This is a genomic window from Paraburkholderia sp. GW821-FHT02A12 (assembly GCF_059422005.1).
This window is the reverse complement of sequence record NZ_JBWKWA010000002.1, coordinates 1,797,517-1,811,431: the sequence shown is the minus strand read 5'-3', so window position 1 is coordinate 1,811,431 and position 13,915 is coordinate 1,797,517. Positions and strand designations below refer to the sequence as shown.

At 60.6% G+C, this 13,915-nt stretch carries 15 protein-coding genes; 12 read left to right on the top strand and 3 right to left on the bottom strand.

What is annotated here, in order from left to right:
• Positions 1–21: 21 nt before the first annotated feature.
• The 12 genes from folE2 to AC07WT_RS29485 all read left to right on the top strand — a co-directional run bounded on the left by folE2 (position 22) and on the right by AC07WT_RS29485 (position 12,071).
• The gene (gene folE2 / locus AC07WT_RS29540; protein ID WP_494949681.1) at positions 22–936 is read left to right on the top strand and encodes a GTP cyclohydrolase FolE2; all 915 of its coding nucleotides are present in this window, start codon (positions 22–24) and stop codon (positions 934–936) included.
• Positions 933–2,099, top strand: a complete 1,167-nt coding sequence (locus tag AC07WT_RS29535; protein ID WP_494949680.1) for a CobW family GTP-binding protein — start codon at positions 933–935, stop codon at positions 2,097–2,099. Before folE2 ends, AC07WT_RS29535 begins: the two co-directional genes overlap by 4 nt.
• Positions 2,096–3,505 carry a cysteine--tRNA ligase gene (cysS, locus tag AC07WT_RS29530; RefSeq protein ID WP_494949679.1) on the top strand — a complete coding sequence of 470 codons (1,410 nt, stop codon included), beginning with the start codon at positions 2,096–2,098 and terminating at the stop codon, positions 3,503–3,505. Before AC07WT_RS29535 ends, cysS begins: the two co-directional genes overlap by 4 nt.
• Positions 3,502–3,756: a membrane protein insertion efficiency factor YidD gene (gene yidD / locus AC07WT_RS29525; RefSeq protein WP_494949678.1), complete on the top strand. Its 255-nt coding sequence runs from the start codon at positions 3,502–3,504 to the stop codon at positions 3,754–3,756. Before cysS ends, yidD begins: the two co-directional genes overlap by 4 nt.
• Positions 3,750–4,322 carry a 6-pyruvoyl trahydropterin synthase family protein gene (locus tag AC07WT_RS29520; protein ID WP_494949677.1) on the top strand — a complete coding sequence of 191 codons (573 nt, stop codon included), beginning with the start codon at positions 3,750–3,752 and terminating at the stop codon, positions 4,320–4,322. Before yidD ends, AC07WT_RS29520 begins: the two co-directional genes overlap by 7 nt.
• 9 nt (positions 4,323–4,331) lie before the next feature.
• Positions 4,332–4,892, top strand: a complete 561-nt coding sequence (locus AC07WT_RS29515; protein ID WP_494949676.1) for a gamma carbonic anhydrase family protein — start codon at positions 4,332–4,334, stop codon at positions 4,890–4,892.
• A 3-nt stretch (positions 4,893–4,895) separates the two neighbouring features.
• Positions 4,896–6,926, top strand: a complete 2,031-nt coding sequence (gene thrS / locus AC07WT_RS29510; RefSeq protein WP_494949675.1) for a threonine--tRNA ligase — start codon at positions 4,896–4,898, stop codon at positions 6,924–6,926.
• Positions 6,926–8,323 carry a dihydroorotase gene (locus AC07WT_RS29505; protein WP_494949674.1) on the top strand — a complete coding sequence of 466 codons (1,398 nt, stop codon included), beginning with the start codon at positions 6,926–6,928 and terminating at the stop codon, positions 8,321–8,323. Before thrS ends, AC07WT_RS29505 begins: the two co-directional genes overlap by 1 nt.
• Positions 8,316–8,753, top strand: a complete 438-nt coding sequence (fur, locus tag AC07WT_RS29500) for a ferric iron uptake transcriptional regulator (RefSeq protein ID WP_494949673.1) — start codon at positions 8,316–8,318, stop codon at positions 8,751–8,753. Before AC07WT_RS29505 ends, fur begins: the two co-directional genes overlap by 8 nt.
• Before the next feature lie 27 nt (positions 8,754–8,780).
• Positions 8,781–9,299, top strand: a complete 519-nt coding sequence (gene hisI / locus AC07WT_RS29495; protein WP_494949672.1) for a phosphoribosyl-AMP cyclohydrolase — start codon at positions 8,781–8,783, stop codon at positions 9,297–9,299.
• A gap of 43 nt (positions 9,300–9,342) precedes the next feature.
• Complete coding sequence (locus AC07WT_RS29490) at positions 9,343–10,167, top strand: LysR family transcriptional regulator (RefSeq protein WP_494951072.1); 825 nt, start codon at positions 9,343–9,345, stop codon at positions 10,165–10,167.
• 686 nt (positions 10,168–10,853) lie between these two features.
• Positions 10,854–12,071 carry an ISL3 family transposase gene (locus AC07WT_RS29485; protein WP_494949671.1) on the top strand — a complete coding sequence of 406 codons (1,218 nt, stop codon included), beginning with the start codon at positions 10,854–10,856 and terminating at the stop codon, positions 12,069–12,071.
• On the opposite strand, the gene AC07WT_RS29480 is transcribed toward AC07WT_RS29485, so the two are convergent.
• From AC07WT_RS29480 to AC07WT_RS29470, 3 genes are all read right to left on the bottom strand, one after another.
• Positions 12,057–12,545, bottom strand: a complete 489-nt coding sequence (locus AC07WT_RS29480) for a hypothetical protein (protein WP_494949670.1) — start codon at positions 12,543–12,545, stop codon at positions 12,057–12,059. The genes AC07WT_RS29485 and AC07WT_RS29480 overlap by 15 nt on opposite strands.
• A 260-nt stretch (positions 12,546–12,805) precedes the next feature.
• Complete coding sequence (locus AC07WT_RS29475) at positions 12,806–13,255, bottom strand: hypothetical protein (RefSeq protein WP_494949669.1); 450 nt, start codon at positions 13,253–13,255, stop codon at positions 12,806–12,808.
• Positions 13,252–13,863, bottom strand: coding sequence for a single-stranded DNA-binding protein (locus AC07WT_RS29470; protein WP_494949668.1), 612 nt, complete (start codon positions 13,861–13,863; stop codon positions 13,252–13,254). The genes AC07WT_RS29475 and AC07WT_RS29470 overlap by 4 nt, the downstream gene beginning before the upstream one ends.
• Positions 13,864–13,915 lie beyond the last annotated feature (52 nt).

The following is a 13,915-nucleotide window of genomic DNA, read 5'->3' as shown; positions in this document are numbered from 1 at the left end:
ACCCCCTACTGGATTTTGAGCATGAATGCAGCACTTCCCGACGTTTCACTGACCGACCTCGCCCCCAGCCTCAGTCCGTTGAAGTGGGTCGGTATGCAGGGGATCGACCTGCCCGTCACCATCGCCGAATCCGGCTACCGGCGCGAACTGCACGCGCGCGCCGACGTGCAAGTCGATTTACCCGCTCCGCATGTCAAGGGCATCCACATGTCCCGGCTGTATCGGCTGCTGGATGCGCTGGGCCAAGGCGAGGCACTTTCGCCCAGTGGCCTACGCCATCTACTCCAGGCCATGATTGACAGTCATCAGGACTGCGAGAGCCGCTGCGCACGGTTGCGGCTGAACCTGATGCTGCTGGTCCGGCGTCCGGCACTTGTTACACAGGATTTGTTGGGCTGGAAGAGCTATCCCGTTCGCATTGATGCATCCCTCGTCAATGGAAAGTTCACATGCCGTGTACGAGTGACAGTTAGTTACTCATCGACTTGCCCCTGCTCTGCTGCTCTTTCGCGCCAGTTCATTGCGCGCGCTGCTCAAGACGAGTTTTGCAATCTGACGATGGTGGAGCTTGCCAGGATGGTTGGCTGGCTGGAACGCCACGCAACGCTGGCGACACCGCACAGCCAGCGCAGCGAGGCCCAGGTCACGGTGGACGTCAAGTGCGACGACGACACGCTCGGGCTGCTGGCACTGATTGACCGCATCGAGCAGGCCGTGAGAACGCCGGTGCAAACGGCGGTCAAGCGTGCCGACGAACAGGCGTTCGCGATTCTCAATGGTCAGAACCTGATGTTCGTCGAGGACGCGGCACGCCGAATCGAGGCTGCCTTGAGCGGCTACGCCCACCCCAGTGTCCAAGTTCGTCACATGGAGAGCTTGCATCCGCACGACGCGGTGGCGTGGGCGGCTCCGATGCCCGAAGGAGTTTCCGCATGACCGCCGAGTCCCCATCCAGCCTGATCCCCGTAACCCTGCTGACAGGGTTCCTTGGCAGCGGCAAGACCACCTTGCTCAATCACCTGGTGCGCCAGCCAGAGTTGGCAGACGCGCTGGTCATCATCAACGAGTTCGGCGAAATGGCGCTCGATCACCTGCTGGTCGCCCACAGCACCGAGAACCTGGTGATGGAGATGAGCAGCGGTTGCCTGTGCTGCACCATTCGCGGTGATCTGGTGAAGACCCTGCGTGACATTACCTGGCGCTTCTCGCGCAACAGCCAGCGGCAGTTCCGGCGTGTACTGATTGAGACCACGGGCCTGGCCGACCCTGCACCGATCATCCACACGCTGATGACCCATCCGCAGATCGCGCCGAAATACCGGCTAGACGGCATCGTGGCGACCGTGGACATGGCCACCGGCATGCACACCCTCGATGAGCACCCCGAAGCGATCAAACAGGCGGCGGTGGCCGATGTCTTGTTGCTAACCAAGGCCGATCTGGTTTCCGGAGAGCAACGCCCTGCACTGCTGCACCGCCTGGACGGCATCAACCCAGCCGCCCCCCGCTGGGAGGTTCGCAACGGCGAGATTGCCCCTCAGAAGGTGCTGAATCTCGGACTGTTCTCAACGGACGGCAAGGCAGCCGACGTGGCGCGTTGGCTCAGAGAAGAAGCCTATGTGCCACCGTCGCCACTTGAACATGGGCACGATCACCATGAGCATGCTCACGGCAATGACGGTCACGATCATCCCTCGCATGAACCGCACGACCATGACCATGACCATGACCATGACCATGACCATGACCACCATGATGTGAATCGCCACGATGACCACATTCGTGCGTTCTGCTTTCATGTCGATGAGCCAATACCCGATGAAGTTCTGACGACCTGGCTCGAACTGCTGATTAGCTTCGTAGGCAGCAACATCCTTCGCGTCAAGGGCATCCTCAACGTGGAAGGAGACGAACATCCTATCGTCGTGCATGGTGTGCAGCACATCTTCCATCCACCTGTGCCATTGCCTGCCTGGCCGAGCGAAGACCGCCGCTCGCGCTTGGTTTTCATTACCCGGGACGTTGGTCGGGAAGTGATTGAGCGCACCTTCCAGGCGCTCCAGCAGGCCCTACCACAGGCCAGGGAGTCCGCCACGTGACTCCCCCGCCCATCCATCTCTACAACACGCTCGCGCGCAAGAAGGAACCCTTGCGCACCGGACAGCCGGACCGGGCGACGATGTATGTGTGTGGCCCTACGGTCTACAACTACGCCCACATCGGCAATGCGCGGCCCGCCGTAGTGTTCGATGTGTTAGCCAGATTGCTCAGACATGACTATCGGGAAGTGATTTATGCACGCAACTTCACCGATGTGGACGACAAGATCAACGCCGCTGCCGCTGCCGAAGGGGTGCCCATTGGCACCATCACCGCCCGCTACATCGACGCCTACCACGAGGACATGTTGGCGCTTGGCGTATTGACGCCCGACATCGAGCCTCGTGTCACCGAGCACATCCCTGCCATCGTCGAGCTGATCCAGGAATTGATCGAGCGAGGCCATGCCTACGTGGAACAGGAGCATGTGCTGTTTGATGTGCCATCCTATCCAGCGTATGGACAGCTTTCTGGGCGGCGCACGGAGGACATGCTGGCAGGCGCCCGTGTGGAAGTCGCGCCGTACAAGCGCGACCCGATGGATTTCGTGCTCTGGAAGCCGTCGACACCGGAGCTGCCGGGTTGGGAAAGCCCTTGGGGTCGAGGCCGTCCTGGCTGGCATGTTGAATGCTCGGCCATGATCGGTCGGCATCTGGGCAACACCATCGACATACATGGTGGTGGGCAGGATCTGATCTTCCCACACCACGAAAATGAGATTGCCCAAGGCACTTGCGCGCATGGCGCTCTCTACTGCCGCGCTTGGGTGCACAACAGCTTTGTCACGGTGGATGGGCAGAAAATGTCCAAGTCTCTGAGCAACGTGCTGCTGGTTCGCGATTTGCTGGCACGCGCACCGGGTGAAGCCATTCGCCTGGCGCTGTTGTCCACCCACTATCGCCGCCCGTTGGACTGGAATGTTCAACGACTGGCTGACGCACGGCAACTGCTGGCCCGCTTCTATGCCAGCCTGGCAAAAGTCGAGCACTTCGCCGTACTGCCGGACATTGCACCCGATTCAGAAGTGATGGACGCGCTGCGAAATGATCTCAATGTCCCCGGAGCGCTGACCCGCCTGCACTTATTGCGCACGCAACTTGACGAGTCGGCGACAGATGCGGCCCGGTCGCAAGCCAAGTCACGTCTGCTGGTGTCGGCGAATTTGCTCGGCTTGTTGCAGCAGGCTCCAACTGCGGCGATGGAAATACTCGCTCCATCCGCCCGGGCACTGTCGTTGAGCACGACTCGAGTTCGCGAACTGCTGGCCGCACGGGAGCGGGCGCGCCAGAACCGGGACTTTGCGCGAGCGGATGCGCTGCGCGATGAACTTGCAGCAGTTGGGTTCATCGTCGAGGACACCCTCAAGGGCATGGTGGTGCGCCCAGCCAGGAAGGAGCCGACATGACACGCTGGCCCATCCAGATGCCGGTGCTGCTGGTGCGCGGCTATCAGCTGTTCAGCAGTCCGATGCCTGGCCCACGCTGCAGGTTCTACCCAACCTGTTCGCAGTACGCCATCGAGGCGTTGCGAACGCATGGTTCACTCAAGGGCTCGTGGCTCACGCTGTCGCGCCTGGGTCGCTGCCATCCGCTGCACTCAGGCGGCTACGACCCCGTGCCGGCCACTCGCTTGCACAAAGGGGGCGACACATGTTGATTCGCAAGCTGTTCAAGTTTGAGAATGCCCACATCGTTCGTGGATGCAGCACCCGGCGGTGCTCCCACTCTATTCATGGCCATTCATACAAGGTCGAGTTGGTGTTGGAAGCTCATGCACTCGACAACGGCCAGATGGTCTATGACTTCGGTTTGCTCAAAGGCCATGTGCGCGAATTGATCGACGCCTTCGACCACGCCGTTACGCTCTGGTCAGGTGACGAACCGGACTATCTGTCAGCCATGCGGCGGCATTCCGAACGCTGGGTGCTGATTCCGGTGTCGCCAAGCGCGGAGCAGTTCTCGCGGCTGTTCTTCCGCCTTGTCGATAGCGCGCTGTCGCTAACTGATATGTGCAACGGCGAGGACGTCGTGCGTCTGCACTCGGTCATAGTCCATGAGACCGAGACTGGCTATGCGCAGTGCTTCCGCGAAGACGCCGACAACCCGCGCATGGGTCACATCGACCTTAATGCCATCGAGTTCGCTCCGGTCATCAAAGGACAGTGGCGCACCCCCGATCTATTTGAACGAATCAAACGCGGACAACGCCTGCCCCCCAATTAAGGAACCTGCATGATCCGCAAGAATCCGCGTGGCGATCTGCCGCAAATCCACCCCAGCGCCTTCGTCGATCCAACCGCCATCCTGTGCGGCCTCGTGGTCGTCGAGGAAAACGTGTTCATCGGCCCCTATGCAGTCATCCGCGCAGACGAGATGGATGCTGATGGACACATCGATCCCATCGTGATTGGCGCTCACTCCAACATCCAGGACGGTGTGGTGATCCATTCCAAGTCTGGCGCCAGTGTGCGGATAGGGCAGCGCACTTCCATTGCCCATCGTGCCATCGTGCATGGCCCGTGTGCCATCGGCAACGGCGTCTTCATCGGCTTCAACAGCGTATTGTTCAACTGCACGGTCGATGACGGTTGTGTGGTCCGCTACAACGCCGTGGTCGATGGTGTCCACCTGCCTGCAGGCTTCTACGTGCGCTCTACCGAGCGCATCGGCGCTGAAACAGATCTGAGCTCACTGCCGCAGGTGCCAACAGCAGCCAGCGAGTTCTCCGAAGACGTGGCACGTACCAACAACGAGCTGGTGCGGGGTTACAAAGCCATTCAAAACGAGTTCTGAATCATGGGCATTTCACTCCCCCAACAAGCCATCACGCTGACTTTGCCAGATGGTTCGCAGCGCTATTTCGACCGGGCTGTCACCGTTGCCGAGGTCGCCGCCATGATCGGCGCCGGACTGGCCAGGAATACCGTGGCAGGCAAGCTCGACGGTCGGCTCGTTGATGCGTGCGAACTCATCGACCGCGATGCCTCATTGCAGATCATCACCCCAAAGGACGAAGAAGGGCTGGAGATCATCCGACACTCCTGTGCGCACCTGATTGGTCACGCTGTCAAGCAGCTCTACCCAGACGCGAAGATGGTCATCGGCCCGATCATCGAAGACGGCTTTTACTACGACATCGCCTACGAGCGCCCGTTCACGCCCGACGACCTGGCCGCCATCGAGGCGCGCATGAAAGCGCTGATCGCGCAGGACTACGACGTCATCAAGCGCGTGCTGCCGCGCGATGAGGTGATCTGCATCTTCCAGCAGCGAGGTGAGGACTACAAGCTCCGCGTGATCGAAGACATGCCGGGCGAGCAGAGCATAGGCATGTATTTCCACGCGGAATACGTGGACATGTGCCGTGGGCCACACGTTCCCAATACGCGCTTTCTCAGGGCGTTCAAGCTCACCAGGCTGGCTGGTGCCTACTGGCGGGGCGATGCGAAGAACGAACAGCTCCAGCGCATCTACGGCACCGCGTGGGCTGACAGGAAGCAGCTCGACGCCTATATCCAGCGCATCGAGGAGGCCGGGAAGCGCGACCACCGCAAGCTGGGCCGCGAACTCGATCTGTTCCATTTCCAGGAGGACGCGCCCGGCGCCGTGTTCTGGCACCCGCGCGGCTGGGCGGTGTTTCAGGAGTTGATCGCCTACATGCGCCGCCGCCAGCAGGACGCTGGTTATGTAGAGGTGAATTCACCTGACGTGATGGATCGCAGTTTGTGGGAGATATCCGGCCATTGGCAGAACTACCGCGACCATATGTTCACGACAGAGACCGAGGACGGCCGGGCGCTCGCACTCAAGCCGATGAACTGTCCAGGCAGCGTGCTTCTGTACCGCCACGGTCTCAAAAGTTACCGGGATCTGCCAATCCGCATGGGCGAGTTCGGCAAGGTGCATCGCTACGAGCCTTCCGGTGCGCTGCACGGATTGCTTCGCGTGCGCCATTTCACCCAGGACGATGCCCACATCTACTGCACACCGCAGCAGATGGATGCTGAGTGCCGTGAGGTCGTAGCCCTGGTGCTCGACATCTACCGCCAGTTCGGCTTCGAGGATGTCCGCATCAAGCTCTCGACTCGGCCAGAGAATCGCATGGGCGACGAAGCGACCTGGGATCTGCTTGAAGGCGCCCTGGTTCGGGCCCTGGACGGCATGGGTCTGGCCTACCGCCTCAATCCAGGCGAAGGCGCCTTCTACGGCCCCAAGCTCGAATTCGTGCTGCGTGACGCCATCGGCCGCGACTGGCAGTGCGGCACTCTTCAAGTGGACATGAATCTGCCCGAGCGCTTCGGCATCGAATACGTCGATGAAGACGGAAAGCGCAAGCGCCCGGTCATGCTGCACCGTGCGTTATTTGGTTCATTGGAGCGTTTCATTGGCATTCTGATCGAACACCACGCTGGCAAGCTGCCGGCCTGGCTTGCACCAGTGCAGGCGATGGTGCTGTCGATCACCGAGGAGCATGCTGCCTATGCGCTGGATGTTGCGCAGCTTCTGCGTGGTGCCGGGATACGTTGTGAAGCCGACGTGCGTAACGAGAAGATCGGCTACAAGATCCGCGAACAGACGCTTCAGCGCATCCCTTTTCTGCTGGTCGCTGGCGCCAGGGAACGTGAAACGGCGTCCATCGCGATTCGCAGCCGTGAGGGGCAAGACCTTAGTGTACTGCCATTGACCCAAGCCGTGGCACGGCTGCTGCGGGAGGTACAAGCACCCGATGCCGTCGCCCGTAAAGAGGCGCAGCGTCACCTGTGCGTTCGCCTGAGTAGTCATCATGCGCCGGGGGAAACTATGGCTGACGCACCGGAGTTGTTCTAATGAGTGCCGCCGGGAACGCAACGCGGCCATCGCTGGGTCGACATGCCGATCTTCTGGTGCACGGCGCAACCATTATGACGCCGAGTGGCGCCGAGCGCATCGACGTGGCCTGCGCGCAAGGCCGCATCGTCGCGCTTGGGGAACTTCACGGCACCTGGAGCGCCGACACCAGGCTGGATGCCACAGGCCTGCATGTGCTGCCCGGCGTCATCGACAGCCAGGTGCATTTCCGCGAACCGGGCCTGACGCACAAGGAGACCCTGGAGGCTGGCACGCGTGGAGCGGTGCTGGGCGGCGTCACTGCCGTTTTCGAGATGCCTAACACAAACCCGCTGACGCTGGAGGCGATCGACCTACAAGCAAAGCTCGATGCCGCACGGGGCCGTGCCTGGTGCGACCATGCGTTCTACATCGGCGGGTCGGGCGTGAACGCCGAGCGATCGGCCGCGCTGGAGAACTTGCCGGGCTGCGCAGGTATCAAGGTCTTCATGGGCAGTTCCTTCGGGGATTTGCTGACCGATGAGGACGACGTGATGCGCCGCATCCTGCGGCATGGGCACAGACGCATGGCGGTACATGCCGAGGACGAAGCGCGGCTGCGCGAACGTAAGGCGCTGGTGGAAGCCAACAACGACGTGTGCCAGCACCCGCAATGGCGCGATGTGGACAGCGCGCTGCTGGCGACGCGACGCATCGTGCGACTGGCCGAGGAAACTGGCCGACGCCTGCACATCCTGCACGTCTCCACGGCCGAAGAGATTGCGTTCCTCGCTACACGCAAGCACCGCGTTACCGTTGAAGTGACGCCTCACCACCTGAGCCTGCATGCACCTGAGTGCTACGAGCGGTTGGGCAGCTTGGCACAGATGAACCCTCCAGTGCGTGAAATCCGCCATCAGGAGGCGCTGTGGCAGGCGATCCGGGACGGCGTGATCGATGTCCTGGGAAGCGATCACGCACCGCATACGTTGCAAGAGAAAGCCAGGCCGTATCCGCATTCGCCGAGTGGCATGACAGGCGTGCAGACGCTACTGCCGGTCATGCTTGACCATGTGCATGCCGGCCGGTTGAGCCTGCAACGGCTTGTCGATCTCACCAGCGCCGGACCGGCCCGCGTTTTCGGCATTGAGGGCAAGGGGCGTATTGCACTGGGCTACGACGCCGACCTGAGCATTGTCGATTTGCGAGCACGTCGCGTGATCCACAACGACTGGATCGCCAGCGTCAGTGGCTGGACGCCTTATGACGGCCTGGAGGTCATGGGCTGGCCTATCCACACGGTTGTTCGAGGGCACTGCGTGGTTCGAGATGAAGCCCTCGCCGAGCTGCCTCGTGGCGCTGCGATTCGGTTCCTGGAATCGTGGACCAAAGACACAACGGGGGATTTTGATGCCTGATATTTGTGAACTTAGAAGCCGTGGTTTGAAGGCCACGCTGCCCCGCCTGCAAATCCTGGAGGTCTTCCAGAAGACAAAGGAAGCTCATCTGACAGCCGAAGAGGTATATCGCCGACTACTCGCGCAGGGTAGCGAGGTCGGGCTGGCTACCGTGTACCGAGTGCTAACGCAATTGCAGCACGCTGGCCTTCTCAAGCAGGCGAACATCGAGTCAAGTCGGACCGTCTACGAACGCGATGACGGAATGCACCATGACCACTTGGTGTGCTCTACCTGCGGTCACGTGCAGGAGTTCCATGATGAGGCCATTGAACAACAGCAACGATTGATCGGAGAGGCTCATCAATTTGAGGTCATCGACCACTCTCACATTCTCTATGGTCGATGCACCAAAACACCATGCGAGCGCCAAGGCGAACCCCGAAACTGAGCTGTTTGAGACATGATGAGGAAACACATGAACTCCAATCCTGAAGCACCCCGTTCCGTCAGCGCCCCTGCGCCGGTGGTCTTTCATCCCAGGACATCCATTGAACAGGTCGAAGAAAGCCGGGAACTGGCCCCCAGATTCGACCAGGATGGCTTGCTCGTTTGCGTCACAACCGAGGCGGACAGCGGCGAAGTGCTGATGCTCGGCTACATGAACCGTGAAGCCTTGGAGAAAACCATCCAAACCGGCGAAGCGCACTACTGGAGCCGGTCGCGGCAGGCGCTGTGGCACAAGGGGGCGACCAGCGGCCTGGTCCAGACCGTGGAAGAGGTGCGCATAGACGACGACCAGGACGCGGTGTGGCTGCGCGTGCGCGTCGCTGGCTCGGGAGCAAGCTGCCATGTGGGTTATCGCTCGTGCTTCTACCGGCGCGTTCCGCTCGGCGCTCAACGTGCAATGGGAACCGACCTGGCTTTCACTGAGTCGGGCAAGACCTTTGATCCCAAGCTCGTTTACGGCGATGCACCGAACCCGACGCTCCTGTAGGCGGGCCGTCTAACCTAACGAAGCAGAGGAAGCAACTTGGAACCTGGAAATCCGTCATCTTCGTTGCTTTCTCGCAGTGGCTGAAGAACTCCACTTCGCCGGCGCCGCGGAGCGGCTGCATATCGACCAGTCGCCGCTGTCGCGCACCATCAAGGAACTGGAGGAAGAACTCGGTGCTCATCTTTTCTTACGCTCGACTCGCAGCACGCAATTGACACGCGCGGGACGGTTGTTCCTGGAGCATGTTCCGCGAGTCTTTTCAGCAGCAGATCAAGCCCACGATAGCGTCAAGTCTGTGACCAACGGCTTTCACGGCCAGCTGCGCATTGCATTGTCTGACGGCATCACTCCATCGCGCCTCCCAGCATTGCTAGCACGTAGCGACCTTCGACGTGGTGATGACCTTGGTTTCCGCCGGCATCGCTTTGGGTTTGGCAGGTGCGGCGCATATTTTTTCCAGTCGCGAGCCTGGCGTCGTACCTCGGCGCATAGCTGGCACGCCAACCATGCTCAGAAAGCGATTGCCACGTACCAGGATGACGACACGGTCTCGCAACTACTCTCACAACCTCTGACCCAGGTCACCAGCATGACAAAAACGGATCCTTCCGAAGTGCTTGAAGAACTCAAGCTTGTGCGGGAACGGGGCTATGCAACGTGTTTGGATGAGATCGATGAGGGACTCGCCGCCGTTGGCGTTCCATTGATGCTGGGCAGAGGCGACGTCATTTTCAGCCCTGGCATCACCGGCCCATACGCGCGAGTTGTGCAGCAAGGGATAGAGAAAATCGCTTCCGTCATGGCCCGATATGCCGTGGACATGGCGGCGGCGATTGCAATCGGGTTCGAAAAACAGCGCGGAGCCTGACTGGCGGTTCGGCCAGAGGCCGTGAGATCGTCGCCAGGCATTGCTGATCCGCAACGCTCAAACGTCAAACTGGCGACGGCCATCTCTCTCGCATGCTACCCGCGTTTTCTCGAGAAAAAGGATCGAATGCGATGTACGAACGGGTAAAGAGCCATGCGCAGGCGCGCGATTCTCATGGACCAGATCATCTGATGGTAGCCCCCCATTGCTTCGGTCAGCGCCTGGTCTGATTTCCGGAATTTCTCCTGGAACTCGATATGGAGTTCTGCGCATTTTGCAAATACCAGAGCTTCGTGATCACTGCGCAGGCCGTGCACCGTCAACGTATGGTAGAGCCATGAAAGGGGGTCTATCCGGATCTGCCAAAGGGAATTTGGGGCCGTTCGGGGCGCGATCAAGGGGCGTTATTTTGCCGTCGTGAGACCGGGTCAAGGCTGGCCGAAGGCCACCCGAAGGGCATGGCCTTGACGCGGGCGCACGTCGTGCCCACGCTAGCCGAAGGCTTGTCGGCCAGGCTCTTGGGCCGGCAAGCCTGACCGCCGAGGGCGACTCGCATTCTTCCCGTCGGCGGGAAGGGGGGACCGAGCTCGCTTGAATTCGTTGGGTTGGCACCCACCTCGTGTGGTTTTCCCAAACCACAGATGGAGCACGTCAGACCTGTGACTAACTCGAAGCTATTGAGCAGAATGCTGCGCCTGAAGGCGTTGAAGATTAGCGACTTTGAATTCAGGAATCGCGACAAGGAGTTACATCTCGCGGTCAAACCATACAAGAACGGATGCCGGTGCCCGCACTGCGAGCGACGCGGGCGCATCGTCCAGCCTGGCAGAGACGTGCGTCGATGGGAAGACGCAACGATCCTGGGGATTCGAATCATCTTCCACTACGCCCCCAAGGAGATCGAGTGTCCAACGCATGGCAGGGTCCAGGAAGAGATCCCATGGGCAGCGGCCTACTCCCGGGTCACCTATCGGCTCGAATATCGCATCTGCGCGCTGTGTCAAATCATGACGCAGAAGGCCGCCGCCGAAATTCTCAAGATGCCCACCTCGACGTTGTCGGACCTGCTGCACCGGGTCATCAACCGGGCGCGCGACGGGCACAGAATAGGCGGCCTGACCACCGTCGGGATCGATGAGATCTCGTACTGCAAAGGCCGGAAGTTCGCCACGATCGTCTACGACCTGGATCGCGCCTGCGTCCTGTGGGTGGGCAAAGGTAAAGGCCGGGAGACGATCGATCGCTTCTTTCAGGAAGCGCTCAGCGAGGAACAGCGAAAACGCGTCCTTTGGGCCAGTTGCGATATGAGCGACGCCTATATCAACGCAATCAGGCACCACTTGCCGAATGTCAGCCTCGTCATCGATCGCTTTCATCTCGTCAAGGCACTCAACAGCGCCGTCGACGAGGTCCGCAAAGAAGAGTGGCGCCAACTCGACGTCAAGGGACGCAAGGCAATCAAAGGACTTCGTTGGCTGCTATCGCTGCACTCCAGAAACCGCACCAGGGCCCACACCCGATTCCTGAATCGGCTGCGTCAGTCCAATCGTCGCATTCACCGCGCCTGGGTACTCAAAGACGAGTTCGAGCACTTCTGGAACTACCGCTCCGAAACCGTCGCCAGGCGCTTCCTGAAACGGTGGATGACCGCCGCACTCAGAAGCCGCATCCCTTCGCTGCGAGTCTTCGTCACCACACTGCGCAAGCACTTCGACAACGTCGTCACGTTCATCAACAGACCTCTGACCAATGCGGTAGGCGAAGGCCTCAACCGGATCATCAAGATCGTGAAGAACCGCGCCTCCGGATTCCGGACGCTGGACAGCTTCGCTGACCTGATCTTCCTGACCGTTGGCGATCTCGATATCCTTGCTCAAATTCCCAGTGAACTACGCACACTCTGAAACGCCCGCTAAGCTCGATGACAGCTCGTCGTTATTCCATTTATGGGTTGGCAGATCCGGATATAGCCATGAAAGGTAGCGGTTCCGGGCAAAGTAGACCGAAGGTGCGAAGACAATGGCAATGCCTACGAAGGCCAAAAGCTGGCTGGTCGCGATGCTCCGGTCTGGTGCAATCGCAGACAGGCATAACCAGTACAGCGAAAGCGCACACATCAGGAGCGAAAGAACGGTTACAAACTGGTTGACCCTGCTTGCGTGACGCAACCCGGCCGAAGATCTGAATGCAAAGTCGACGAAGTCCGGCCGGCTGTGTTCCCGGATGGTCAGATCGGGTCGCAGTTCCTTGAGCCTTCTGAGCACCATTTCCACCGCCTCTTCTTTCCGGTTACGAAAATCCGACAGGAGGGCCGGCATAACCGCATTCGCGCCCAGCGCGAACTGAAAGAGGCTGGATGATGCTGTGAGAGTAGGCATGGTTATGATGCAGGGACCGGTCACGAAGTTTTGTCGTCCGCCATAATAACCGAAGGACTGCGGGCGCCTCTGCCTGCGATGAAGGCTAACGAAGTGCCGCCCCCAACTACGGGCGACCCCATCCGGATCCCGCCAGGGGGTTAATCGCGGCGGCGATGAACACAAGTGCTATTGAATGGCCGACATCTGTTGCCGCCTCTGAAACCGGGCAATCGACATCATCGCCTGTCCGACAGCGGAAGAGTGGCGCCTCACAGGTATCAGGTCCCATCGCGCCACAACAGTCTGCTCCGCTGCCGGATCTGTTCAACCGCATAGCGCGTGTGGAATGGACAGGCACTGATTCGTCCATCGTCCTCCGGTCGTCGCGCCGCGACCTCGTCCGTACGCTCGACGGCAAACAGGGCCGGTGCGTCCAGCAGCTCACCGTGGCGGCCACGAATCTCCACCCGGATGGGGATTGTGAAGCGTGCGCCGGCGCGACCTTCCCGCGAGACGCGGATGCACCATCGACGAAAACAGGCAATGAAGGGGCCGCGATGTGCAAGCGCTGCGCCCTCAAACACCAGAGCCCGCAACATCCGCTCCTCCTCGACATCCGGCAGGACCGGACATCCGCCGAAAATATCCACCACGCCTTCGGCCGGAATGTCGCCGTGATTTGGGGCATGGGAACACGGATCACGGCGGCGACAATCCATGCGACTCATTGTGCCTGCGCCCGCACCGTGCGTCGCGAACGCCGGCTCGCAGGCGGCGATGAAGTTGCGTCATGCCCGGGGTCCTCCGGAGATGGCTCATCTTCTGCGGTCGATCCAGCCTTCAGCGTTTCGCCCTGGTCGGGACCATCGTGGTCGTTGGCCCCGTCGTGCTCGCAGGCAGGTTCGTGCTCGCGCGCGCCCTCGTCCTGAGCGGGACCACCCGAACCCTCATCTTCGCGCGGCGGGCGCGGCCGGTAGACGACCTGATCGATGCGCACGAGATTCAGCGAAAGCGACTCTGCGTCGATATGGGCGCCGGCGTCGGCCTCATTGTCGCGAGTGATCCAGGGACTGACATGGAAGTCGCCGCGCACGACGACACTGGCACCCGTGCGGATGTGCTGCAGCACGCGCTCGGTGAGCCGCTCGTTCCAGATCGTCACGTCGACGGGGAAGGTCCGCTCTTCGCGCTGCTCCAGCGTGCCGTCCTCGAGCCGCCGGTAGCTGGCCGACATGACGCGCAGCTCGACGATGCGGCGCGTGCCACTTGCTGTAGTAACCTGTTTCATCGTCGGCGATGCTAGGACGTTGCCGACCAGTTCTGCGTAGATGCCCATTGCGGACTCCGTTCATCAAGGTTTGCCCCTTATATCGAACGCGCTGCCTACA